The 23,617-nt window shown below is 66.3% G+C and carries 19 protein-coding genes; 5 read left to right on the top strand and 14 right to left on the bottom strand.

The genetic code is table 11. The annotated features are described in order from the left end of the window. Positions 1-110 precede the first annotated feature (110 nt). Positions 111-677 carry an N-acetylmuramoyl-L-alanine amidase gene (locus tag AC13GF_RS00455; RefSeq protein ID WP_483002708.1) on the bottom strand — a complete coding sequence of 189 codons (567 nt, stop codon included), beginning with the start codon at positions 675-677 and terminating at the stop codon, positions 111-113. Positions 678-749: 72 nt separating this feature from the next. Between AC13GF_RS00455 and AC13GF_RS00450 the strand changes: the two genes are divergently transcribed. Further along, positions 750-1,277 carry an alpha/beta hydrolase gene (locus AC13GF_RS00450; protein WP_483002707.1) on the top strand — a complete coding sequence of 176 codons (528 nt, stop codon included), beginning with the start codon at positions 750-752 and terminating at the stop codon, positions 1,275-1,277. Positions 1,278-1,422: 145 nt separating this feature from the next. Further along, a complete protein-coding gene (gene rlmKL / locus AC13GF_RS00445) occupies positions 1,423-3,561 on the top strand; it encodes a bifunctional 23S rRNA (guanine(2069)-N(7))-methyltransferase RlmK/23S rRNA (guanine(2445)-N(2))-methyltransferase RlmL (protein WP_483002705.1) in 2,139 nt (712 codons plus the stop codon). A 187-nt stretch (positions 3,562-3,748) separates the two neighbouring features. Here the strand turns inward: rlmKL and AC13GF_RS00440 are convergent, their stop codons facing one another. The 7 genes from AC13GF_RS00440 to aptA all read right to left on the bottom strand — a co-directional run bounded on the left by AC13GF_RS00440 (position 3,749) and on the right by aptA (position 12,338). Beyond that, positions 3,749-4,078 carry a DUF3325 domain-containing protein gene (locus tag AC13GF_RS00440; protein WP_483002704.1) on the bottom strand — a complete coding sequence of 110 codons (330 nt, stop codon included), beginning with the start codon at positions 4,076-4,078 and terminating at the stop codon, positions 3,749-3,751. Beyond that, positions 4,075-5,703, bottom strand: a complete 1,629-nt coding sequence (locus AC13GF_RS00435) for a PepSY-associated TM helix domain-containing protein (protein WP_483002702.1) — start codon at positions 5,701-5,703, stop codon at positions 4,075-4,077. Before AC13GF_RS00435 ends, AC13GF_RS00440 begins: the two co-directional genes overlap by 4 nt. After that, positions 5,700-6,014, bottom strand: coding sequence for a DUF3649 domain-containing protein (locus tag AC13GF_RS00430; protein WP_046984951.1), 315 nt, complete (start codon positions 6,012-6,014; stop codon positions 5,700-5,702). The genes AC13GF_RS00435 and AC13GF_RS00430 overlap by 4 nt, the downstream gene beginning before the upstream one ends. 106 nt (positions 6,015-6,120) lie before the next feature. Beyond that, positions 6,121-8,346: a TonB-dependent siderophore receptor gene (locus AC13GF_RS00425; protein ID WP_483002701.1), complete on the bottom strand. Its 2,226-nt coding sequence runs from the start codon at positions 8,344-8,346 to the stop codon at positions 6,121-6,123. 292 nt (positions 8,347-8,638) lie between these two features. After that, complete coding sequence (locus tag AC13GF_RS00420) at positions 8,639-9,925, bottom strand: DUF445 domain-containing protein (protein ID WP_483002699.1); 1,287 nt, start codon at positions 9,923-9,925, stop codon at positions 8,639-8,641. A 118-nt stretch (positions 9,926-10,043) separates the two neighbouring features. Further along, on the bottom strand, positions 10,044-10,922 hold the full coding sequence (locus tag AC13GF_RS00415; protein ID WP_483002697.1) for a ParB N-terminal domain-containing protein: 879 nt from the start codon (positions 10,920-10,922) through the stop codon (positions 10,044-10,046). 63 nt (positions 10,923-10,985) lie between these two features. Next, entirely contained in the window at positions 10,986-12,338 is a 1,353-nt protein-coding gene (gene aptA / locus AC13GF_RS00410) for an omega-aminotransferase AptA (protein WP_483002696.1), read from the bottom strand. A 104-nt stretch (positions 12,339-12,442) separates the two neighbouring features. On the opposite strand from aptA, the gene AC13GF_RS00405 reads away from it, so the two are divergent. Further along, positions 12,443-13,939, top strand: a complete 1,497-nt coding sequence (locus AC13GF_RS00405) for an aldehyde dehydrogenase (protein WP_483002695.1) — start codon at positions 12,443-12,445, stop codon at positions 13,937-13,939. A gap of 144 nt (positions 13,940-14,083) precedes the next feature. Here the strand turns inward: AC13GF_RS00405 and AC13GF_RS00400 are convergent, their stop codons facing one another. Beyond that, positions 14,084-14,725, bottom strand: a complete 642-nt coding sequence (locus tag AC13GF_RS00400; RefSeq protein WP_483002693.1) for a hypothetical protein — start codon at positions 14,723-14,725, stop codon at positions 14,084-14,086. A gap of 147 nt (positions 14,726-14,872) precedes the next feature. Here AC13GF_RS00400 and AC13GF_RS00395 point away from each other — a divergent pair, with 147 nt between their 5' ends. Continuing rightward, positions 14,873-16,174, top strand: coding sequence for an MFS transporter (locus AC13GF_RS00395; protein WP_010486179.1), 1,302 nt, complete (start codon positions 14,873-14,875; stop codon positions 16,172-16,174). Here the strand turns inward: AC13GF_RS00395 and AC13GF_RS00390 are convergent. Further along, entirely contained in the window at positions 16,155-16,616 is a 462-nt protein-coding gene (locus AC13GF_RS00390; RefSeq protein WP_004151683.1) for a bacteriohemerythrin, read from the bottom strand. The two genes, AC13GF_RS00395 and AC13GF_RS00390, sit on opposite strands and share 20 nt — an antisense overlap. Positions 16,617-16,701: 85 nt before the next feature. Continuing rightward, entirely contained in the window at positions 16,702-18,045 is a 1,344-nt protein-coding gene (locus AC13GF_RS00385; protein WP_483002691.1) for a diguanylate cyclase, read from the bottom strand. 437 nt (positions 18,046-18,482) lie between these two features. On the opposite strand from AC13GF_RS00385, the gene AC13GF_RS00380 reads away from it, so the two are divergent. Further along, on the top strand, positions 18,483-18,824 hold the full coding sequence (locus tag AC13GF_RS00380) for a hypothetical protein (protein WP_254113673.1): 342 nt from the start codon (positions 18,483-18,485) through the stop codon (positions 18,822-18,824). Between the two features lie 100 nt (positions 18,825-18,924). Here AC13GF_RS00380 and AC13GF_RS00375 read toward each other — a convergent pair whose 3' ends face one another. From AC13GF_RS00375 to AC13GF_RS00365, 3 genes are all read right to left on the bottom strand, one after another. Next, positions 18,925-20,505 (bottom strand): MASE1 domain-containing protein, encoded by a 1,581-nt coding sequence (locus AC13GF_RS00375; RefSeq protein ID WP_260473412.1) that lies wholly within the window; start codon positions 20,503-20,505, stop codon positions 18,925-18,927. Positions 20,506-20,691: 186 nt separating this feature from the next. Further along, entirely contained in the window at positions 20,692-22,296 is a 1,605-nt protein-coding gene (locus tag AC13GF_RS00370; RefSeq protein ID WP_483002688.1) for an MASE1 domain-containing protein, read from the bottom strand. 49 nt (positions 22,297-22,345) lie between these two features. Next, positions 22,346-23,584: an NAD(P)/FAD-dependent oxidoreductase gene (locus AC13GF_RS00365; RefSeq protein ID WP_483003675.1), complete on the bottom strand. Its 1,239-nt coding sequence runs from the start codon at positions 23,582-23,584 to the stop codon at positions 22,346-22,348. Positions 23,585-23,617 lie beyond the last annotated feature (33 nt).

Here is a 23,617-nt window from a genome sequence, read left to right as displayed (position 1 = left end):
GGGTTTACGGCGTCCCCCGCAACCGGACCCACCCCGCCATCCCACGGAATGCCAGCGTTTGACGTTGCCGTTGCCGTTGCCTCTGCGGGTGCAGGGCGCAGCCCTGCCGCTTACCCAACCGGCTGCAGCGGCACCTTCGCCAGCACCCGCGCCCACGGGAACAACGGCCCCGGGTCACGCTTGCGTGCCACCATCAGCGTCGGGTCATCACTGGCCGGCACCTGCTCCAGATCCAGCTGGTCATGCCCGGCAATCCGCCGCAGCGACGGATAGCGCACCACCAGCGCCTGCAGCAGCTGCTCCAGCGCCTGCAGCTGTGCCTCGGTGTACGGCTCGTCCATCGCCTGGTGGCGGCTGTCGAACCAGTCCGGGTAGCGCCCGGTGTTGACCAGCTCGATGCCCAGCGTATGCGCGTTCATGCCGCGCACGTGGTGGGCCACGCGTTCCGGCGCCACGTACTGCACCACGCTGCCATCGCGGTCGATGTAGAAGTGGCCGCTGTTGCCGGCGCCGCTGTCGTACAGCACGCGCTCGCCATACTCGCGGGCCATCGCCAGATCGGGCAGCTCGGTGCAGTGGATCACCACCATCTCCAGCGTGGCCGGGTCGCGCAGTGGCAGACGGTCTTGGTAGGGCAGGGGCTGCAGCTGCAGGCCGGGCAGGAGCGGGTTGGGCATCCGGCGATGCTAGCATTGCGGCATGAACCTGCCTCCTCTTTCGCCGCCGACCCGCTCCCACGGAGCGCGCGCATGAGCCGCGGCCACTGCATCCTGTCCCACGGTTTCGAGAGCGGCCCGGAGGCGACCAAGGTCACCGCGCTGGCTGACGTGGCGCAGCGCCTGGGCTGGACCCATGAGCGCCCGGATTACACCGACCTGGACGCGATGAGCGAGGTCAGCCGGGTGGGTGACGTGCGCACCCGGCTGCAGCGCCTGGTGGAACGCACCGCCATCGCCGCCCAGCAGGGGTCGGTGGTGTTGGCCGGCTCCAGCCTGGGCGCCTACATCTCCGCCATCGCCTCGCTGCAGGTGCCGGTGGCCGGCCTGTTCCTGATGGTGCCGCCGACCACCATGGGCCCGATGCCGGCGCTGGATGCCGCTGCGGTGCCCACCACGGTGGTGCAGGCCTGGCATGACGAGGTGGTACCGGCCGCCGGGGTGATTGCCTGGGCGCAGGCGCGTTCGGCGCAGCTGCTGCTGGTCGACGACGGCCACCGCCTGGAACGCCACGTGGAGGCCTCCGCGCAGGCCTTCGAGCGCCTGCTGCGGCAACTGTGAAGCCCGGGCGCACGGCGCGCCCGCCCGCATTGACTACAATGGCAGCCCCGCCGCCCCCGGCGCGGGCCTGCCGGCCGTGCCTACGGCCCTCCTTTCCGACTGGCCCGGCCCCTGTGCCGCGCCCGACCACCTGCGAACCGATCCCGTGAAATTCTTCGTCTCCTGCGCCAAGGGCCTGGAATACCTGCTTGCCGATGAACTGTCGGCCCTGGGCCTTGGCAAGGCCACTGCTACCATTGCCGGCGTCAACGCCGAAGGCGAACTGGAGCAGGCGCTGCGGATCGTGATGTGGTCGCGCCTGGCCAGCCGCGTGCTGTGGCCGATCGACGAGTTCGAGTGCCCGGACGAGCAGGCTCTGTACGACGGCGTGCGTGCGCTGCCGTGGCATGAGCACATCAAGCCGGAGATGACCCTGGCGGTGGACGCACATGTGTCCGGCGACAAGATCACCCATGCCCGCTTCGCCGCGCAGCGGATCAAGGACGCCATCGTCGACCGCATGCGCGATGAAGGCCTGGAGCGCCCCTCGGTCAACACCGACCTGCCGGACGTGCGCGTCAACCTGTCGCTACGCAAGGGCCGTGCTTCGCTGTCGATCGACCTTGGCGGCGGCCCGCTGCATCGCCGTGGCTGGCGCGGGGCCGCCCACGAGGCACCGCTGAAGGAAAACCTGGCTGCCGCGCTGCTGCTGCGCGCGCAGTGGCCGCGCCTGCACGCCGCCGGTGGTGGCCTGCTGGACCCGATGTGCGGCAGCGGCACCCTGCTGATCGAAGGCGCGCTGATGGCCGCCGACGTTGCTCCCGGCCTGATGCGCCATGGCAGCCTGCCACCGAGCCGCTGGCTGGGCTTCGACAAGGCCGCCTGGAAGACCATCCAGAGCGAAGCGCGTGACCGTGAGGCCGCAGGCCTGGCCGCGCTGAAGCCGGTCATCCACGGCAGCGACATCGACCCGACCGCGATCCAGGCGGCACGCGAGAATGCCGAGGTCGCGGGCGTCGCTCATGCGATCCGCTTCACCCGCGCCGATGTGGCCGACCTGGCCGCGCCTGAACAGGAGATCGGTGCGGTGGTCTGCAACCCGCCGTACGACGAACGCCTGGCCGCCGACCCGACGCTGTACCGCGCACTGGGCAACGCCCTGCAGAAGGCCGTGCCGCAGTGGCGTGCCAGCCTGCTGTGCGGCAACGACGAACTCGCTTTCGCCACCGGCCTGCGCGCGGGCAAGAAGTACCAGATGTTCAATGGTGCGCTGGAATGCGCGTTGATCGTCTGCGACCCGATTGCCGTGCCGGGCCGTGATCCGGCACAGCCGCGCGAGCTGAGCGAAGGTGCGCAGATGGTGGCCAACCGCCTGCGCAAGAACCTGAAGAAGTTCAAGAGCTGGCGTGCCCGCGAAGACATCACCTGCTTCCGCGCCTATGACGCCGATCTGCCGGAATTCGCGGCGGCCATCGACGTCTACGAGGAGGACGGCGGCAAGCGCCGTACCTTCCTGCACGTGCAGGAATACGCCGCACCGGCTGCCATTCCGGAGAACGACGTGCGCCGTCGCCGCAACGAGCTGCTGGCGGCTGCGCGTGAAGTGTTCGGCGTGCCGCCGGAGCAGGTCTCGATGAAGTCGCGCGAGCGAGGCAAGGGCGGCAGCAAGTACGGCCGCTTCGAGCAGCGTGACGAATTCATCGTGGTGCGCGAGAACAACGCGCTGCTGCAGGTGAACCTGTTCGACTACCTGGACACCGGCCTGTTCCTCGACCACCGCCCGCTGCGCCGGATGATGGCCGAGCAGGCGCGTGGCAAGCGTTTCCTCAACCTGTTCTGCTACACCGGCGTGGCCAGCGTGCAGGCCGCGGTGGCTGGTGCCGCCAGCACCACCAGCGTCGATCTGTCGGCCACCTACCTGCAGTGGTGCTACGACAACCTGGCATTGAACGGGCAGGGCGGCAACCAGCACCTGCTGGTGCAGGCCGATGCGATGGCCTGGCTGGAAGGCGACCGCGGCCAGTACGACGTGATCTTCTGCGATCCGCCGACCTTCTCCAACTCCGCGCGCGCCGATGACTTCGACGTGCAGCGCGAACAGCTGAAGCTGCTGCGTGCAGCCGTGGCGCGGCTGGCGCCGGGTGGCGTGCTGTATTTCTCCAACAACTTCCGCCGCTTCAAGCTGGAAGAGAACGCCATCGCCGAATTCGCCCAGTGCCGCGAGATCACCGCACGCACCATCGGCCCGGACTTCGAACGCAACGCGCGCATCCACCGCGCGTGGGAACTGAAGCGGTTGGGGTAAGCCCGGTAGTGCCGGCCGCTGGCCGGCAACGGTGTCAGACGCGCAGAGGGTTCATGGGATGCCGGCCAGCGGCCGGCACTACCCATATCCGGTCGGCACATCCACGCAATGCGTGGAGGGTTGTTCAGTAGATCCACGCCATGCGTGGAGGGTTGTTCAGTAGATCCACGCCATGCGTGGATGGCAGTTACAGCAACGCCACCAGCAGCCCGGCCACGGGCAGTGCGACTGCCAGCGGCGCGATCCATTTCGGTCGGTACGGGTACAGTCCGAACGACAGCACCACGCCGCCCACGGTCATCACGCCCAGCCACAGCACCGGGCCCATCGCCCAGCCGTGGTCGACCACGCACAACGAGAACGCTACCGTCAGCAGGGCCCAGCCCAGCACCCGCCACTGCGTGCGCCGTGCCGGGGTGGCTGCCGCCTTGCCGTGCAGGTCGTGCTGGTGCTTTTCCATCGCCAGCGACAGCGCGGTGAACGCGGAGAACGACAGGGTCAACGCCAGCAGCATCATGCGCTGGCCTCCGCTTCGGTGGGTTCTGCCACAGCCTTGGGCGCCGCCGCAGCCGCCGCACGCTTCTTCTTCTCGGCCGCGCTCAGCGGTGGCGTCCAGCGCTGCATGCGCCAGCCGCACAACGCCAGCATCGCGCCGAAAGCGATCATCGACAGATCGAAGCCGGCCAGCACCCAGTCACCATTGCGCAGGGTGATGCCCAGGTGCGCGTGCGTGGTCAGTGCATTGACCACCGGCACCAGCGCGAATGCAGCCGCGCCCAGGTACAGCTGCCATGCCCACATCATCCGCTTCGGCCAGATGAAGGCGGCCAGCAGCGCGCCGCCCCAGGCGTAGAAGAACACGTTGGCTTCCGCACTCGAGCGCTCGGCGATGTCCAGCGGCAGCAGGCGGTTGCCCCAGAAGTAGGCGGCAAAGGCGATCGGCAGGCCAGCCACGGTGCCGATGTTCAGCGCATCGACCAGGCGCAGGCCGAAACCGGTACGGCCGCTCTTGGCGTGCTTGGGGCGTTCCTTCACTGCCCACAGCACCACGCCGCTGGCGACCATCAGGCAGCCGACCAGGCCGGACAGGAAGAACAGTGCACGCAGGCCCCAATCGGCAAAACGCGCCAGGTGCAGGCCGTACAGCACGCCGCGGGTGGCGGTGGCGCCACCGGAAGGCGGTGTTTCTTCCAGCAGCGTGCCGTTGACCATGTCGTAGCGCACGGCCGGGGTGTCGGTGGACAGGCGCTTGCCGTCGCGCTGGCGGATGTCGATCACTGCATTGGCAGCGCCCGGGTTGGACACGGTGAAGCCGGCCACTTCCACGCCGTGCCAATGCGCACGCGCGCTGTCCAGCAGCTGCGCGATCGGCAGCGGCGTGGCGCGGCCTTCGGCCGGCGCGGTCACCTCCGGCATGCCGCCGAAGGCTTCGCTGAAGAACTTGTCCTCGTCCTGCGGGTAGGCCACCTTCACGCCCCACGGCAGGTACATGATCATCAGCGTGACGATGCCGGTGTAGGTGATCATCGCGTGGTAGGGCAGGGCCATCACCGCGCTGACGTTGTGGAAATCGAGCCAGGAGCGCAGGCCCTTGTCCTTGCGGAAGGTGAAGAAGTCCTTGAAGATTTTCTTGTGGGTGATGACGCCGGTGATGATCGCCACCAGCATGAACATCGCGCAGAAGCCGACCAGATAGCGTGCCCACAGCACCGGGATGTAGTGCAGGTCGAAATGCAGGCGGTAGAAGAAATCACCGCCACGCGTTTCGCGCGCCTTCAGTGCCTGGCCGGTGTTCGGGTCCAGCGTGGCATCGCCGAAACCACCACGACGGCCACGGCTGGGGTCGGCCAGCTCCGGTGGCAGCCGCCAGAACATCTGCATGGCCGGGTTGCGCGGCTGCGGCAGGGTGACGAACCAGTTCTCGGCCTGCGCGGCGTTGGCCTGCAGGTAGTCCACCGCGCGCTGCGCGGCGACGTCGATGCTGACGTTGCTGGACGGCAGCTCCGGGCGCATCCAGCGGCTGATTTCCTCGCGGTAGTAGCTGGCCGTGCCGGCCATGAAAATCAGCAGCAGCAACCAGCCGACCAGCAGGCCGGTCCAGGTGTGCAGCCAGGCCATCGACTGGCGGAATCCGTTCTTCATGCCCAGGCTCCCAGCATGCGCGCGATGGCTGCCATCAGCAGGGTGGGAGCGAGAATGCCGACCCACGCACGCAGCGCGCTGCGGGTGGCGAACGCCCACAGTGCCGCGCAGGCGGCCACCAGAATCGCCAGCAGCATGCCGGTCAGCACGGTCTGGCCGCGCGCGCCAGGCAGTGCCACTGCGCAGAACACGCTGGTCACTGCGGCCAGCGCGTAGCCGCCGAAGATTGCAGCCAACGAGCGTGACAGCACGCCCCAGCGCGGGTTGGAAAAGAAGGTGCGGGGGCTGGCGGTTGCGGGCGAGCGGTCCACGGCGTTCCTGCAGGTTTCAGTGAAAAGGAACCGGCGCACCGCAGCGCGCCGGGGTTGGCCATCCGTGGCCGGGCGCTGGTCGCAGAACCAGCGCCATCCATCGGGTTCAGAGCTTCCAGCGCAGCGTCACGGTGACATTGCGCGGCTCACCCCAGAACACGCCGTCATAGAAACCGACGCGGTTGTAGTACTTCTTGTCCAGCAGATTGTTCACGTTCACCTGCGCGGTGAAGTTTTCGTTGAAGCGATAGCCACCGGACAGGTTGAGCAGGTAGATGTCACCCTGTTCGATCGCCACGCGGTCACGCTTGCCGGTGGTCGCAAAGGTCGCGCTTGGGCGGTTGCTCAAGCTCCAGATGCCGCTCTGCCAGGTGGCACCGCCACCCAGCCAGAAGCGGCCGTCAGCAAAGGCTGGGCGCCAGCTGGCGTTGAGCCGGAACAGATCGACCGGGGTGGTGGTGTTCTGGCGCACGCCCAGCGCATTGCGGCTGACGGTATGGGTGAAGCCGGCCGACAGGTTCCAGTTCTCGCCGAGGCTGCCCTGAGCTTCGATCTCCCAGCCCTTGACCTTGTTGCCCTTGCCGGTGGAGCGGTAGGCGCTGGCCCCGCCGGGCAACGAGTTCTCAGGCACGGAGTCGTCCAGTTCGGCAACGTTGTCCTTCTGGCCCTTGAACACTGCTGCGGAGGCGTTGAGCAGTCCATCGAAGAACTCGGCCTTTACACCGGCTTCCCACATGTCACCGACCACCGGTTCCAGGTAATTGTTGTCCTTGTCCCGGTAGTCCTGCGGCTGGAAGATGTCGGTGTAGCTGGCATAGCCGCTGAAATAGCGGTTGAAGTCGTAGATGAACCCGGCATAGGGGGTGAACGAGTCGTCCGGCTTGTAGCCGCCGCGACGGGTTCCGGTCAGGCGCGCGGCAGCGTCATGGGTGTAGGTCCAGGTGCGGGTTTCCCAACTGCCATAGCGTGCGCCGAGCACGGCGGTCAGCGGGTCGGCCAGTTGCAGGCGCGTCGCCAGGTAGGCCGCACGCTGGCGCAGTTCGTCTTCCGACGCCAGATAGCCCAGGCGGGTGACCTGAAGCGGTGCGACGTCTCCGTTCCAGTTGCGCCAATCCGGAACACGTTCATAGCCGTCCGGGGAGTCGGCCGTTTCAGTGGCGGGCACTTCCCCCTTGCGCACCGATTGGCCGAACCCGAACACCAGTTCGTGCTCGCGGCCGAACAGCTGGAACGGGCCGCCGACGTTGAAGTCGAACACCTGCATGTCGCCGTTCTCGCCGAAGCTGCCGACGAACGCGCTGATGCCGCTGCCATCGGCGCGCGGGTAGCCGGAGGCGCCATACCACACGGCGCCGTTGGTCTCGCGCTTGGAACGGGTATAGGCGGCCTTCGCGGTCCAGCCGTTGCCCAGCTGTTGTTCAAGGCGCGCGAAGGCGCTCTTTTCGATGATCGGCCAGCTGCTCCAGCGCGCGGACAGATTGGTCGAGCGCGGCAGGTGGGCCGGCTGGCCGTCGGCCCCCCAATAGGGCACCACGCCCCAGGTCACGCCCGTGGTGCGCGGCGACTGGTACTCGTAGCCGGCTTCCAGCAGCGTGCTGTCGGTCAGGTCAGCCTGGACGATGCCGTAGAACACATCCTTGTCCAGCTTGTAGACATCGCGGAACGAATCGCTCTGCTGCTTGGCAGCCACCACGCGCGCGCGGATACGGCCGTCCAGCGCGATCGGACCACCAAGGTCAGCTTCCATGCGCCGGTTGCCCCAGCGCCCAAGCGTCAGGTTGGCGCTCATCTGGAAACTGTCGGTGGGGCGCTTGCGCACGAAGTTGATGGTGCCGGACGGATCGCCTGCGCCGGTGGTCAGGCCGGTCGCACCGCGCACCACCTCGATGCGGTCGTAGATCACGCTGTCGGTGTTGGTCTTGATGTAGCCACCGAAGGTGTTGAGCATCCCATCAACCTGGAAATTGGTGATGTTGTAACCGCGCGAGACGTAGTTGATGCGTTCGCTGTCGGTGAACGACACCGCCACGCCCGTGACCTGGCCCATCACGTCAGACAGCGAGAACAGGCCCATGTCATCCAGGCGCTGGCGGGTGACCACGGTCATCGATTGTGGCGTGTGACGCAGCGACAGGCCGAGCTTGGTCGCGGTGCTGGCGCGCTTGACCGTGTAGCTGTCGGTGATATCGCCGTCGGCGGTGACCTGCACGGTGTCCAGCGTGCGCGCGGAAGGATCGGCAGTGCCGTCGGCGTGGGCCAGCGGGGCGATCATCAGTGCGGTCACGGCCAGGGCCAGCAGAGTGGGATGAGGGTGGTTCAACGGCATTGCCATCGGTGCGATTCCATGCAGGACGAAACAGGCGATGGAATGCGCAGACACAGCAGCCATGCGCTTCGCGCACGTCGCCCAGCGAGTCCCATCGACGGTGCGCCACCCGCTTGGTGCGGGCGACCCGGTAGTCGGGGGATGTACACGGGCGAAGGGGCGGGTAGGTGCGTGCTTCCGTGCCCCGCTTGGCTAAGCGTACAACCGATCGGCAAATGATAGGCATTCGCATTTCGTTAATCAAGCGTGACGGACTCGGCCTTCCACGCAGGGCGTGGATCAACTGCCGGATGGGTTCCTAGAACCTGAACACCACCGTCGCCGCATGCAGCAGCAGGCCGATCAGGCCACCTACCAGGGTGCCGTTGAAGCGGATGAACTGCAGGTCGCGACCCACGCTCAGTTCCAGTTGCTCGACCAAGTGACGTTCGTCCCAGCTCTTCACGGTCTGCGCGATGTGCGTGGTCACGCCTTCGCGCAGGCGGCCGGTCAGACGCTGGGCGCCCTCCAGCAGATGCTGGTTCAGCGCGTCGCGCAGGGCGGGGTCGGCCTGCAGGCTGCTGCCCAGTGACGCGAGGCTGCGCTGCAGGTGCCCGACCAGCGCCGAATCCTCGCGCTGCAGGTCGGCACGCAGGCTGGCATGGATGCGCGCCCACAGCCCCTGCACGTAGTCCTGCAGGGCCGGGTGGTCGATCATTTCCTGCTTGAGCTGTTCGATGCGTTCGGCCAGGGCCGGGTCCTCGCGCAGGCGCTGCACGTAGTTCTGCAGCCAGCTCTCGTAGTCCTGGCGCAGCGGATGCTGCGGCTCTGCCAGCACCTGCTGCAGTTCTTCCAGCACCGCCCGCGCCAGGCGCTCGGCCAGGCTGTCGCCGATCTCGTCGATCGGCTTGACCCAGTTCACTGTGCTCGACAACGTCGGCCATTCGCGCTGGATATAGCGCACGATCAACTGCGAGGCGCGTTCCTTCACCTCCGGTTGTTCCAGCCAGCGCCCCAGCCGCTGCAGGCCCTCGTCCAGCACGCGCTGGTGGCGCCCATCGGCGGTCAGCAGGGCCAGCAGTTCACCGGCGGTGGCGGCGGCATTCCACTGCCGCAGCTGCTGCACCACGAAGGCATGCAGCTGACGGCGTACGGCGGTCTCGTCGAAGAAATCCAGCGCCTGCAGGGCCCAGCCGCGGGCCATGTCGGCCAGCATCCGCGAACGTGCCGGGTCGGCCAGCCAGCTGCCGAGGCGGCTGGCCGGATCGAACACCTGCAGCTTGGCCAGCAAAACACCCGGCTCCAGAAACTGGTCGCGCACGAACAGCGCCAGGCTGTCGCCGATGCGTTCCTTGCTGCGTGGAATGATCGCGGTGTGCGGGATCGGCAGGCCCATCGGTCGCCGGAACAGCGCGACGACCGCGAACCAGTCGGCCAGTGCGCCTACGGCCGCTGCTTCGCAGAAGGCCGAGACCCAGGCCCAGATGCCGCGCTCGCCCTGCCAGTGGCTGACCGCGAAACCGGCCAGCATCAACAGCAGCAGGCCCAGCGCGAGGGCTTTGAGGCGCCGCAGCTGTGCGCGGCGCGGATCGTGGGCAGACGTCATGCCGGAAGTCTAACCGGCACGGCATGAGCATCTGGTAGTGCCGGCCGCTGGCCGGCATCCTCAACGCACCCGGAACGTTCATGGGGTTGCCGGCCAGCGGCCGGCACTACCCGTTGGTTCAGAGCGCTTCGAGCTGCTTGCGCAGCGCGGCCAACTGCGCGCGCAGGGTGTCGTTCTCGCGGGTCAGCGCGACCACGCGGCGGCGCAGCGCCGGGGCATCCTCGCCCAGCTGCTCCAGTGCCGACAGCACCTCGGCGTCGCGGCTGGCGATCTGCACTTCGTCCGCTTCCTCGAAGTCCATCTCGGCTGCTTCCGGCTTCGGTGCGCGCGGCTTGCGCTTGGACTCGCGCACGCGCTTGGCGGCCTGCTTCAACTCATCCTTGCCACCGGCGGCAGCGGCGCGCTGCTCGTCTTCCGGCAGGTCGGCCACGGCCGCGGCAGCGCTGATCGAAATCACGCCGGCCTTCACCGCTTCCACCACCTCGGCCGCGGCCTGGGCGTGGATGCGCTCGATCATGCCGACCTGGCTGGTGCTCAGCTTGGCCTCGCGGGCCAGCTCGGCGCGGCTGATTTTCGGTGCCGGTTCCCACGGCGGGCTGTCCTCACCCACGTCTTCGACGACGTCGGCGGTGCCGTCGCTCTCGCGCTGCAGCTGTGCCTGCTCGACCTGCTTGCGGGCCGCCAGGATGTCGCGCTTGCGCAGCGCCAGTACGCCGCGCTGGAAGTCGGACACGCTGCGGCGGCCCAGGTGCTGCTCGATCATCCACAGGTGCACGTCTTCCATGCTCTGGAAGCGGGTGTTCTGCACGGTATTGAACGTCAGGCCATGCTTCTGGCAGATGCCGAAACGGTTGTGGCCATCGACCAGCACATCACCCCACAGCACCAGCGCATCGCGGCAGCCTTCGGCCAGGATGCTGCGCTCCAGCGCGTCATGTTCGTCCGCGGTCAGCGGGTCGATGTAGGCCTTGAGTTCTTCTTTGACGACGATATCCATGGGCACGGCAGCGAGCAGGAGCGGAACCGCCCATTGTACCCGCTCGCCACCGCCGGCCCGGGCTCAGGCGGTGGCCCGGATCATCTCGCCCAGGGTGCCGGTGATCTGGTCGATCTGTGCCTTGTCCACGATCAGCGGCGGCGACAGCGCGATGATGTCGCCGGTACAGCGCACCAGCAGCCGGCCGTCGTGGAAGCAGCGCCGGAACACCTCGTAGCCACGGCTGCCGGGGGCGTCGCGGCGCGGCGCCAGCTCGACCGCGCCGACCAGCCCGAAGTTGCGGATGTCGATCACGTTGGGCAGGCCCTGCAGCGCATGCAGCCGTTCCTGCCAGTACTCGCCCAGCTCGATGGCACGCTCGAACAGGCGTTCCTCGGCGTAGACGTCCAGCGTGGCCAGCGCTGCGGCGCAGGCCAACGGATGGCCGGAATGGGTGTAGCCGTGGAACAGCTCGATGGCCTGCGGTGGCGCCTGCATCAGCGCGGCGTGCACGGCGTCGCTGGCCAGCACGCCGCCCAATGGCACCGCGCCGTTGCTGACCGCCTTGGCGAACGTCAGCAGGTCCGGGGTGACCCCGAAGCGCTGCGCGGCGAACGGCATGCCAACCCGGCCGAAGCCGGTGATGACCTCATCGAACACCAGCAGGATGCCGTGCTGGTCGCACAGTTCGCGCAGGCGCTGCAGGTAGCCGGGCGCGGGCAGGATGACCCCTGCGGAACCGGCAATGGGTTCGACGAACACCGCCGCGATGGTGGAGGCGTCGTGCAGCGCGATCAGCCGTTCCAGGTCGTCGGCCAGCTCCGCGCCCTGGCGTGGCAGGCCCTTGCTGAACGCATTGCGCGGCAGGTCCAGGGTGTGCCGCAGGTAGTCCACGCCACCCAGCTGCAGGCCGAACGGCTTGCGGTTGTTGGGCAGCCCGCCCAGCGCCATGCCGCCGAAGCCCACCCCGTGGTAAGCCTTCTCGCGGCTGATGAAGCGGGTGCGCTGGCCCTCGCCACGCTGGCGGTGGTAGGCCAGCACGATCTTCATCGCGGTATCCACCGCCTCGGACCCGGAGCTGGTGAAGAACACATGGTTGAGCGGGCCTGGCGCCAGTGCCGCCAGCCGCTGCGCCAGCGCGAAGGCCGGCGGTGAGCCCATCTGGAAGGCCGGCGAATAGTCGAGGGTGCGTGCCTGCTCGACGATGGCCTCGACGATGCGTGGGCGGGCGTGGCCGGCGTTGCAGCACCACAGGCCGGCGGTGCCGTCGAGGATCTGGCGGCCGTCGACGTCCTCGTAGTGCATGCCTTCGGCGCGTACCAGCATGCGCGGCGCGGCCTTGGACTGGCGGTTGGCGGTGAACGGCATCCAGTACGCGTCCAGTGACTCGGGGCGCTGGGTGGCCAGGTCGTGCAGGTCGCTTTCGGGACGCTTCATGCCAGCTCCATCGGATCCGATGCGATGAATGTAGCGCAGCTGCGTCACGGCGGAGTCGCGGCGGCCCCGGTATAACCAAGGCTCGTTGAATGTTGGAGCTTCCCATGGCCGATTTCCCCGACCGCAGCCATTGGCAGGCGCTGGCCCTCCAGCTGTCGATGCCGGGCCAGGCCTTCATTGACGGCCGCTATGTCGATGCCGCCAGCGGCGCCCGCTTCGACTGCATCAGCCCGATCGACGGTCGCGTGCTGGGCGCGGTTGCCGACTGCGACGCGCAGGATGTCGAGCGCGCGGTACGGGCTGCGCGGCGCAGCTTCGAGGCGGGCCACTGGTCGCAGGCGAGCCCGGCCCATCGCAAGCGCGTGCTGCTGACGCTGGCGGCATTGGTGGAAGCGCACGGCGATGAACTGGCCCTGCTGGAAACCCTGGACATGGGCAAGCCGGTGCGTGACGCGCGCCGTATCGACCTGCCCGGTGTGGTGCGCTGCCTGAGCTGGACCGCCGAAGCGGTGGACAAGCTGTACGGCGAGGTCGCGCCCACCGGCCCGCACGAACTTGGCCTGGTCACGCGCGAGGCCGCTGGCGTGGTGGCGGCCATCGTGCCGTGGAATTTCCCGCTGTTGATGGCGTGCTGGAAGATCGCGCCTGCATTGGCCATGGGCAACTCGGTGGTGCTCAAGCCTTCCGAGCGGTCACCGCTGAGTGCGCTGCGGTTGGCCGCACTGGCGGCCGAGGCGGGCCTGCCGGAGGGCGTACTGAACGTGCTGCCGGGCCACGGTGCGCGCGTCGGTGAACCGCTGGCCCTGCACATGGACGTGGACGTGCTGGCCTTCACCGGTTCCACTGCCACCGGCGCGAAGCTGCTGGAGTATTCCGGGCGATCCAACCTCAAGCGGGTCTGGCTGGAATGCGGTGGCAAGAGCCCGCATGTGGTGTTCGCCGACGCCCCCGATCTGGACGCAGCCGCCAAGGCGGTGGCACAGGGCATCTTCTTCAATCAGGGCGAGGTCTGTACTGCTGGCTCTCGGCTGCTGGTCCAGCGCTCGATCCGCGAGGATTTCGTGCATCAGGTGATCGCCCATGGCCAGCATATGCAGCCGCAGCATCCGCTGGAGGCGGATGCGCCGATGGGCGCGCTGGTGGACGCCGCGCATCTGGACAAGGTGATGGGCGACATCGCACGCGCCGAAGCCGAGGGTGCCCGCCTGTTGCTGGGTGGCCATCGTGCCGAGGTGGAGGCGGGTGGCAGCTATGTGCAGCCGACGGTGTTCGACCAGGTGCGCCCGGAGCAGGCCTTGGCACGCGAGGAAGTGTTCGGGCCGGTGCTGGCCGTGCTCGGCTTCGACGACGAGGCCGAAGCCGTGCGCCTGGCCAATGACAGCCGCTACGGCCTGGCTGCGGGTCTGTGGACGCGCGATCTCGGCCGCGCGCATCGGGTCGCGCGACAGTTGCGCGCCGGCAGCGTCTGGGTGAACGGCTGGGACGGTGGTGACATGACCGCACCGTTTGGTGGTTACAAGCAGTCCGGCAATGGGCGGGACAAGTCACTGCATGCGTTCGACAAGTACAGCGAGATCAAGGCTACCTGGATCCAGTTGTAACGACGCGATTGCTGGACGGCTGTTCGCTCTTTGTAGAGTCGAGCCATGCTCGACTGCCGTTCGTTCTTCTGTAGAGCCGAGCCATGCTCGGCTGCACTCGGGAAGAGCAGTCGAGCATGGCTCGACTCTACAAAGGCGTGCCCGCTACCGGCAGCGGGCACTCACCTGCAGCACTGCCGCGCGCAGCATGTCGCGGTCGGCTTCTTCGACCGCGTTCTGGAAATACTCCATATTCTGCTTGCCCAGTTCGCAGGGGTCGACGATGTACCCCGGTGGCCACAAACCCAGCAGTTGCGCCACGCCATGCACGATCTGCTCGGGGCTCATCTGCCGACGGATCCGGAAGTAATTGCGGCGAGGCCCGAACGCAGGATGGACCTCGCGCCGACCGATCAGGCGCGGCGCCACGCCCGCTGCGCTGATGCCGTCACCGCCATCGATGCTGCCCGCAGGCAGGTCCAGCATCAGTGGCGCTGTTGCAGGCGGTTCCTCGGACGCGGGCGCAATGGCATCCGTGGGTGCAGCCAAGGTCGGGCGTGGCGCTGTCGATGCCGCTGGTCGCGTCGCCGATGCAGAGGGCAGCGCCGGGTGTGGTTGAACCGCCGCGGGTTGCTCCGGCGGTAACCAGCGCAATGAAATCCTGGCAGCTTCTTCGCCACGCAGCGCCATCCTGCCACTGCCCAGCAGCCACACTGCCATCAACCCATGCACCAGCAGCACCACCAGCCATGCCGCCATGCGCGGCAGCTTCGGCGAATCGGACCACGACAGCGCGACTGCAGTCATCGGCAAAGCATCCATGCAGGGACCGGTGGCGCAGCCTAGCGGGCGGCCCGAAAAATTCCGTTGGCATCGGTGTCGGCTGAAACCATCGCCCCGTGCGGCCATCGGCCCGTGGCAGAATCGGGCGATCCGCCGTTACCCGTGTTGCCGATGTCGACGATCACCGCTGCCGCGCCGCCCGTGAATTCCCCCAGTCGAGTCCTGCTGGCCAGCCTGATCGGCACCACCATCGAGTTCTTCGATTTCTACATCTACGCCACGGCGGCAGTGCTGGTGTTCCCGCACCTGTTCTTCCCGGACAGCAGCGAACAGGCTGCGCTGCTGCAGTCACTGGCAACGTTCGCGGTCGCGTTCATCGCGCGCCCGGTGGGCTCGGCGGTGTTCGGCCACTTCGGTGACCGTATCGGTCGCAAGGCCACCTTGGTCGCCGCGTTGCTGACCATGGGCCTGTCCACGGTGCTGATCGGTTTGCTGCCGACCCACGCGCAGATTGGCCTGTGGGCTCCCGCGCTATTGGCGCTGTGCCGCTTCGGCCAAGGCCTGGGGCTGGGCGGTGAGTGGGGCGGGGCAGTGCTGTTGGCCACCGAGAACGCACCGCCGGGCAAGCGCGCCTGGTACGGCATGTTCCCGCAGCTGGGCGCACCGCTCGGCTTTCTGCTGTCGGCCGGCATCTTCCTCGTGCTCGGCCGCTGCCTGAGCCAGGACGACTTCCTGCAGTGGGGCTGGCGCATTCCGTTCGTGGCCAGCGCGCTGCTGGTCGGCCTCGGCTTGTGGGTGCGCCTGAACATCCACGAGACGCCCGATTTCAAGAAGGCGCTGGAGCGCAAGGCGCCGGTGCGGCTGCCGATGTGGACGGTGCTGCGTGACCATCCGGTGCCGATGCTGCTGGGCACCCTGGGCGCGTTCGCCACCTTCGTGCTGTTCTACCTGATGACGGTGTTCAGTCTCGGCCATGGCACTGCGGTGCTGGGCTACAGCCGCGAGCAGTTCCTGCTGATGCAGATGGCCGGCATGCTGTTCTTCGCGCTGGGCATCCCGCTGTCGGCGCGCTATGGCGACCGTTGGGGCACGCGGCGCACGATGATTGTCGCCAGCGTACTGATCGTCGGCTTCGGCGTGCTGTTTGCACCACTGTTCCAGCCGCACAGCCCGTGGCTGGTCACTGGCTTCCTGTGCCTGGGCCTGTTCCTGATGGGCCTGACCTACGGCCCCTGCGGCACCTTCCTGGCCGAGATCTACCCGGTGGAGGTGCGCTACACCGGTGCATCGCTGTCATTCAACCTGGCCGGCATCCTCGGCGCGGCACCGGCGCCGTACCTGGCCACCTGGCTGGCTGAACGCTTCGGCCTGGTCGCGGTGGGCTACTACCTGTGCCTGACCGCGGTGGCGACCCTGTGCGCGCTGGTGGCACTGCACCGGCGCGCGCTGCGGCTCAACCAAAGAAGCGCTTGAGCGTGCGCCCCAGCCAACCGCCGCCCTGGTGTTCGCGGGCGAACTGGTTCAGGTGCGCCTTGACCTGTTCGGCATAGGCCTGGTCATCACCGCGGATGTGGTTGAACAGCCAGCGCGAGAGCATGGTGCGCAGTTCGTCGCTGATGTCCTCGCCGGCCTGGAAGCGCATGCGGTACTCCGATACCCGCTTGATGAAGACCTCATGCACGCGCTTGTGCGCGGCACAGAACGGATAGCCCGCTTCTTCCATCAGCTCTTCCTCGAACGCGAAGTGCGACATGGTGTAGTCCACCACCTCGTCGATCACTTCACCCACCGCCGCACGCTGCATGCTGGCCTGGGCCACGTGCAGGTGGTTGAGCATCTCGATGATGCGGCGGTGTTGTTGGTCGATCACATCGATGCCGATGTTCAGATCGTCCTGCCAGACCAGTAGTGCCATCCCCGGCTCCCCTTCATGCGTATGTCGGGGGCGACTGTAGAACTGCCGCGCGGGTGCGGCGTTGATCTGGATCAAAGCGGGCCGGTCAGGGTAGGGCCGGCTCGCGCGGGCGCAGCGGGCTGGCCACCGTGGTGCAGCTGACCCGGTTGCGGCCACCGGCCTTGGCCAGGTACAGCTGGCGGTCGGCCTCGGAGATCAACCGGTGCAGTGCATCGCGCTGCGGGCGCAGGCAGCACAGGCCGATGCTCACGGTCATGCGCAGGGTAGCGCTGCCGATGTCCACTTCCAGTGCGGCGATGCGCTGGCGCAGTTCCTCGAAGTACAGCAGCGCCTCGTCCTGTTCCATGTCCGGCACCAGCAGGCAGAACTCCTCGCCACCGAAGCGTGCGATCAGATCCTGGCTGCGTGCGTGTGCGGCCACCGCGCTGGCCACTGCCCGCAGCGCATCGTCGCCGGCTTCATGGCCGTGGGTGTCATTGATGTGCTTGAAGTGGTCGATGTCGATCATCGCCACCGCTACGCACTGGCCATGCAGCTGGAGCTGCGGCAGCTGGCGCTGGCTCTGTTCCAGGAAGCAGCGGCGGTTGGGCAGGCCGGTCAGGAAGTCGCGGGTGGCCAGATCCTGCAAGGTGCCGATCAGTTCCAGCTGGTCCACGTTCTGCGAGACGCGGCAGAAGAATTCCTCGCGCGAGAACGGCTTGCGCAGGAAGTCGTTGGCACCGTTCTTCAGGAAGCGAGGGATCAGCGAGGCATCGGTATTGCCGGAGATGCCGATCACCGCCACCTTGTCGCGCGAGCGCAGGGTGCGCAGGCGGCGGGTGAACTCCACGCCCTGCATGCCGGGCATTTCCTGGTCGACCACCGCCAGGCGGATTGCCGGATGCGCCTCGATTGCAGCCAGGCCCTCGTTGCCGTCGGCCGCTTCATGCACCTCATGGCCGTACATGCGCAGCAGGGCTGCGGCATAGCCACGTGCGGACGGCGAATCGTCCACCACCAGCGCGGCGATGCGACGGTTGCGTTCCAGCCGCTGCACCAGCCACACCAGGTAGTCGATGCTGCCGGGGGTGTTCTTCAGCACGTAGTCGATGATCTGCTGCTGCAGCACGCGCTTGCGCAGGTCCTCGTCGTACACGCCGCTGACCACCACGGTCGGCAGGTCGCGCTTGAGGAAGAACTCGACCACCGCATCGCGGTCGCCGTCGGCCAGCACCAACCCGGTCAGCACCAGGAACCAGCCGCCGCCTTCGTTGAGCAGGCGGTCGGCCTCGGCCAGGGTGGAGGCAATCACCACCGGCAGTTCCAGGCGCTGCTCGATGGCTTCGCGCAGCATGCCGGTGAAGGCACGGGAATTTTCGACCAGCAGGATCCGCTGTGGCAACGGATCGGCCAGGTCGCCATCGACGGCGGCCTGCGGCAGGACGGGCATGATGCGGTGGCTCACGAAGGAGGACTCGGCACGGAAAGCGGCGGTTTCGGGCGTAACTTTAGCCGGAGCCCTCGCTTGTGGACATATCTGCCCTGCGCGGTTCGGAGCAGTGCATCGGTTATCTTTGGGACGATAGAGTCAGGTTCGAAGGCTCCCTTCATGGCGCTCACAGTGCGGCATGGTTATGCTGGGTCGCACCACCCCTACTGGTGTCTTGGACACGACTGCGTCGAACGAAGGAACCCTTCAAGCGAGGTCGAACGCCATCCAGTAGTGGGGTGGCGAAACGGAATTGCCTGGAGTTGTCTTTCCAACCATCCATGGGGGTGAGCGTGAGATTTTCTGAATTGCGAGTGTTGCTTCCGGCCGCATTCCTTCTATCTGCATCCGCTTTCAGCGCGTCGGCATGTTGTCCGAGCGATGACAATGGAGTCGCAATGGCCAAGAGCGGTTTGGGCGAATCGTTGCCGCTCGCGGCGGACCTGAGCCTCAATCCGAACTGGCGTGTCTACGGATTCGAACGCGAGGGGATCAACTACTATCAGGTCAATGACCTCTCTGGTCAGGTTGTGCTCATTGTCGCCAATGTTGAGGCCACATTCTGGACATTGCCCGCCGGAAAGCGCCCAGCCAAGGTATCGTTGCCAGCGCACCGGTTGACCCTCCCAGCGAAGGCACTCCGGCACGTAGTGTTCCGCAATGCGGAGTTTTCGCTGGTGGTGCATGGTGGTGGCGTGGACGCGATTTGGGTTATCGAGTCTGCGGGTACGCCTCGCTGAATCCCGCCGTAGAGACAAGGGGCGGAGGCGGAAAAGCAGGAGTCGGGTATGGCCGACTCCTGCAGGTTTTGGATGCCGGGATGCAGCAGGTGCCGATTCTCTATGCAATGTCAGTGCGGGCGATCCAAGCGGCGTGAGTGCTGCCATGTGAAATGCCGGTGGCAGGCTCCAGCAGCAGTACACGAACTCGATTTCCAGAGCAATCCACGCGACCTCCATAGGCAACTGCACGCGAGCTCAAGCGCTCTACCGCCAGCTTTGTTGTTTCGAGCATCAATTGACGATCGCGATCAAGCAGGGCAACGCTGAGCAGGATTCCCTGCTGGTCGCGCAGCCTGCCAGAACGCGCGCTAATCTGAATTTGCCCCTGTTCATTTTTGAGGAGCAGAGCCACGGCCTCTGTAAGCGTGCGGTAGGCTGCGAGCTGCAGCGCAATGCTCAACTGACAGGGATCTCCGGCTAGACGCGGAGGCACGATGCGATGCGTCTGATCCCAGCTTTCACGGATGCCACTGACCTGAAGGGCCAGATACAGCCCAACCTGCTCGACTTCAGTTGGATACACCAAGCTGGTCAGTTCGCGGAACTGGCGTGAATGCGCATTGGACGTAGTCAGAAGGTCCATGGCAGGCGAGTCATGTCCGTGCATTTTCAGCAGGTCGGCAGTCTGATTGAGGGAAGCCTCGATACCGTTGGCAATCCTTCTGAGATCCAAAGCGCGCTCCCTGAGATCCATCTCTCCGGCCATGTGTGCAGTGCGGGAGAGCTTGGCGGTCTGGCTGCCGTCCAGATCCCTCCGCACACGCTGGTGATAGTGCTGTGAGATCCGGGATCCCAGTGCCAATAGTGCCGTTCCCGCGACGGCAACTAGCTGTTGTGTCATGAAGGTTCGTTCATCGAATGAGCCGGGAAGTCCCGATGTTGGAGTCGTCATTGCGATGAGAATGTTCAGGAGCGGAACGCTGATTGCCGCGCCCTGCCATCCGTGAACGCAGGTCAGCACGATTGCCGGCAAGGTCATCGCCAGCTGCAGGGTTGTCTTGCTGGTGTCGGATAGGCCAGGGGCAAACGCTGTGAACAGCCCAAGACCAAGCATCAATGCGAGGGACGTAAGTGTCGGTGAAGAGCGCCAGAATCGCGACTCGGAAGCTAGGTTCCGCCTTGTCCACAACAGGGTGATCGGCGCCACTGTGAGAATTGCTATGTAGTCACCGAGGACAAATCGCATTGCCCTTGTGGCCAATGGAATACTGGAAGGGCTTTCCGACAGCAGATGAGCGAGCCCCAGTTTCAATGCTGTGGCGACCAGTGCGGCAGATACGGCGATCGATAGCAGCCATCCTTCCGAAGCCGCTGTTCTGGCCTTGCGGTGTGCTCCAACTACCAGCGCGACGGCAGGCATCAGGAAGGCCGACCCCAGGATTACCCAAGCCAGTCCGTATTTTTCTATTAGCGGGTATCGCAACTGAGCGAAGTACGCATACTCGCCAAGGAGCAAGTAGGGCCAGAGGCGAGGGGGGCATAGCAGCAGCGCCGCTACCCGGATGCCCGCAGGCAAGTAGAACTGGTCAAGAGAGATCTGTCGGGCTCCCCAGCACATCACGGCATAAAGCGCAGCGATGGCCAGTCCATGCGGCCGTACCCGAAAACTCAGATCAATTCCTTTTTTCCACCAATTCAATCCCAAGCCTCCCTTGCTCGATACATGGCAGCAGGCCCATCGATGATTGGACGCCCCATGGGGCGACAGTATCGGCAGAAGCAACAGTGCGCAATCGTGAGGTATCGACGAGCATTGATCGGTCTACTGGGCGCGCCAACAAACATCACTTTCGAGAAGTGATCAATGTCTCGTTTTTTTGCAGTATCAGATTGCTGCCTGTGGGTCGTTTGGGTCGATTGGGCGAGTGGTTGCCTGAAACAAGGTGGAACGAGCTGTGTGGGGGAGATCTTCCTGTGCTTCCAGCAATACCATGCGGAGCCTGTTGCCAATAATGTCCATGTGGCCACCGTGGGCAATGACCCGGCCAAGAAATTGCTCGTTTGCCAGTTCCTTGGTTCGGCTTCCCAATGCCTCGTGCTGGTCCAGCAGGGCCACGCAGATGAACACGCCAAGTCTCCCCCTGAAGTTCCCACAGCGGATACGGACCGAAATCTGTCCGGATTCGCACTTCAGCAGGAGTGATACCGCATCCACCACAAGTCGGTATGCCGCAAGCTGCAGGCCAACCCCCAGTGGGCAGGGATCACCCATCAACCTGGGTTGCCCGATTCGATGCGTGGCGTTCCATGCCTCACGCACTCCACCCGCCTGCAAGGCCACGTACAAGCCCAGCCGTTCCAGGGCGGCGGGATAGATCATGCTGGCCTGGGCCCGGAACAGGCGTGAATGCACCTCCGAGGTATGCCGCAGGCTGTCGGCCACGGCGTGATGACCCTGCGCATGCAGCCAGTTCACCATTTCGTTCAGCGACAGGTCCATGCCATCGCCCAGCTGGCGCAGATGGGCCGCGCGCTCACGCAGGTCCATCTCGCTGGCCAGATGTGAATTCCGAGCAAGCTGCAGGGCCGCTCTGCCATCTTCCTCGCGCAACCGGTGCTGGTTCTGGAAGTGGGTGATGCGCGCGCCGAGCAACAGCAGGGCGATGCTGGCGATGGCCATGGCCTGCTGGGTGGCGAAGGTAGCCGGGTCGAATGCCGTCGGATGGTCGGCGGGGGTGCTGAGGCCAAGAATCATGTTAACGGCGGCGACACCGATGGCCGCACCGCGCCATCCCAGCAGGCATGTCAGAGCGATCGCGGGAATAGGCAGGATCAACAACAACTGCAGCGAGCCAGGGGCGGTGATCGAGGCAGGTACCGGCGTCGCCTGCAGGCCAATGACCAGCATGGCTCCGAGGGCTCCGACGGTGGCCGCAACAGACCGGATCGTCCATTGTTCCTCGGCGCGGCGGATCCACAGCAGTGCCAGAGGCGCCAGGATCAGGATGCCGGTGAAGTCGCCCAGCGCATAGCGCAGCACGTTGGTGAGAAATGTCTCTTCATGCAACGGTTCCCAGATCAGGTACGAGATGCCCAGGTTGAGCAGACTGATGACCGTCGCGGCGCATACCGCAATTGAGATCACACCGAGGATCGTGGTGCGCGCAAGCAGCTTCCGGTGCAGGCGCACGATCAGCATCACGGCAGGCATCAGGAACACCGAGGCCAGGATCACCCAGGTCAAGTTGTATTTGCTGATCAGGGGGATGCGCAGATGCGCGAAGTAAGCGTATTCACCGATCAGCAGGTAGGGCCAAAGACGGGGCGGGCACAACAGCAATGCGGCCACCCGTACGCCGGCAGGCAGGAAGAACTGGTCCAGTGACAGCTTGCGCGCACCCCAGCAGGCGAGGGCATAGAGCAGCGCCAGCGCCAGCCCTTCGGGGCTGACCCGTATCCTCACCAGCAGGCCGTCTTTCCACCACTGCATCCACGTGCTCCCCAGCTCCTGCGCCGATTATGTGGCTGGGAAGGCCCCGCTACCACAACGCATCCCGCAGCTTGTACCACGACATCGCCGCCACCAGCAGCGGCGTGCGCAGCCACCGGCCGCCGGGGAAGGGGGAATGCCGCAGGCGCTGGAACACGTCCAGGCGCTCACTCTGGCCAGCAATGGCGGCGGCGATCACCTCGCCGGCCAGCCCGGCGGCGGCCACCCCATGGCCGGAGAACCCCTGCGCGAAGTACAGATTGCCGTCCAGCCGGCCCCAATGCGGGGCGCGGTTGCGGGTAATGTCCACATAACCACCCCAGACCTGCTCCAGTGTCACGTCGGCCAGCTGCGGGAACACCTGGTGCATGCGCCGCTGCATCACCCTGCGCAGGCCGGGCGGGGGCAGTGCCGAGTAGCTGGCGCGGCCACCAAACAGCAGGCGGTGGTCGTGGCTGAGACGGAAGTAGTCCAGTGCCCAGGCGGTGTCGGCCACGGCCATGTTGTTGCCGATCAGGGCCCGGGCGCGCTCGGGACCCAGCGGCGCGCTGGCGCCGATATAGGTGCCGACCGGCATGATCCGCCGTTCCAGCTCGGGTAGCAGGCCCTGCAGCCAGGCGTTGCCAGCCACCACCAGATGCGCAGCGCGCACGCTTCCCTGCGCGGTATGCAGGGTGGGCTGCGGTCCGCGTTGCACGCGGGTCACTGCGGAGTTCTCGTGGATCACCACGCCGGCCGCACGCGCCGCATCGGCCAGTCCGCGGGCATAGGCCAGGGGTTGCAGATGCGCGCTGAGCGGATCGAACATCGCGGCGCGGTAGCGCGGGCTGTCCAGCTGTGAGCGCAGGGCATCACGATCCCACCACTGCATGGGGTAGTCGTAGTGGCGTTGCAGATGCTCGCAGTTGGCCCGCAGGTCGCGCTCATGGCGTTCGCGGATCGCGACGCTGGCGTGGCCTTCCATCCAATGGCAGTCGATGCCGTGGCGATCGATGCGTGTGCGCATTGCCTGCACCGCGTCCCGTGACCAGTCGAACAGGTGGCGCGCATCATCACGGCCGAGCTGACGCTCCAGTTCGTCCACCTCGCAGCCATAGCCGACCAGCGCCTGGCCACCGTTGCGACCGGATGCGCCCCAGCCGATCCGCTGCGCCTCCAGCACCACCACGCGCTGGCCACGTGCGGCCAGTTCCAGGGCCGCGGTCAGGCCGGTGTAGCCCGCACCAAGCACTGCGACATCGGCCTGAACCTCACCCTGCAGCGGGGGCAGCGCGGGTGGTTCGGGCAGGCTGGCGGCATACCAGCTGGGCGGGAAGGCGGC

The organism is Stenotrophomonas sp. 22LJNL06-5-1 (assembly GCF_056861455.1).
This window is presented reverse-complemented; position numbering and strand designations above follow the sequence as displayed.

Excerpts from the sequence above, each read along its gene's own strand:
- AC13GF_RS00455 (WP_483002708.1), bottom strand. The coding sequence starts at position 677 with ATGCCCAACCCGCTCCTGCCCGGCCTGCAGCTGCAGCCCCTGCCCTAC.
- AC13GF_RS00450 (WP_483002707.1), top strand. The coding sequence starts at position 750 with ATGAGCCGCGGCCACTGCATCCTGTCCCACGGTTTCGAGAGCGGCCCG.
- AC13GF_RS00440 (WP_483002704.1), bottom strand. The coding sequence starts at position 4,078 with ATGATGCTGCTGGCGTTGACCCTGTCGTTCTCCGCGTTCACCGCGCTG.
- AC13GF_RS00435 (WP_483002702.1), bottom strand. The coding sequence starts at position 5,703 with ATGAAGAACGGATTCCGCCAGTCGATGGCCTGGCTGCACACCTGGACC.
- AC13GF_RS00425 (WP_483002701.1), bottom strand. The coding sequence starts at position 8,346 with ATGGCAATGCCGTTGAACCACCCTCATCCCACTCTGCTGGCCCTGGCC.
- AC13GF_RS00420 (WP_483002699.1), bottom strand. The coding sequence starts at position 9,925 with ATGACGTCTGCCCACGATCCGCGCCGCGCACAGCTGCGGCGCCTCAAA.
- AC13GF_RS00415 (WP_483002697.1), bottom strand. The coding sequence starts at position 10,922 with ATGGATATCGTCGTCAAAGAAGAACTCAAGGCCTACATCGACCCGCTG.
- aptA (WP_483002696.1), bottom strand. The coding sequence starts at position 12,338 with ATGAAGCGTCCCGAAAGCGACCTGCACGACCTGGCCACCCAGCGCCCC.
- AC13GF_RS00405 (WP_483002695.1), top strand. The coding sequence starts at position 12,443 with ATGGCCGATTTCCCCGACCGCAGCCATTGGCAGGCGCTGGCCCTCCAG.
- AC13GF_RS00400 (WP_483002693.1), bottom strand. The coding sequence starts at position 14,725 with ATGACTGCAGTCGCGCTGTCGTGGTCCGATTCGCCGAAGCTGCCGCGC.
- AC13GF_RS00395 (WP_010486179.1), top strand. The coding sequence starts at position 14,873 with ATGTCGACGATCACCGCTGCCGCGCCGCCCGTGAATTCCCCCAGTCGA.
- AC13GF_RS00390 (WP_004151683.1), bottom strand. The coding sequence starts at position 16,616 with ATGGCACTACTGGTCTGGCAGGACGATCTGAACATCGGCATCGATGTG.
- AC13GF_RS00385 (WP_483002691.1), bottom strand. The coding sequence starts at position 18,045 with ATGCCCGTCCTGCCGCAGGCCGCCGTCGATGGCGACCTGGCCGATCCG.
- AC13GF_RS00380 (WP_254113673.1), top strand. The coding sequence starts at position 18,483 with ATGGCCAAGAGCGGTTTGGGCGAATCGTTGCCGCTCGCGGCGGACCTG.
- AC13GF_RS00370 (WP_483002688.1), bottom strand. The coding sequence starts at position 22,296 with ATGCAGTGGTGGAAAGACGGCCTGCTGGTGAGGATACGGGTCAGCCCC.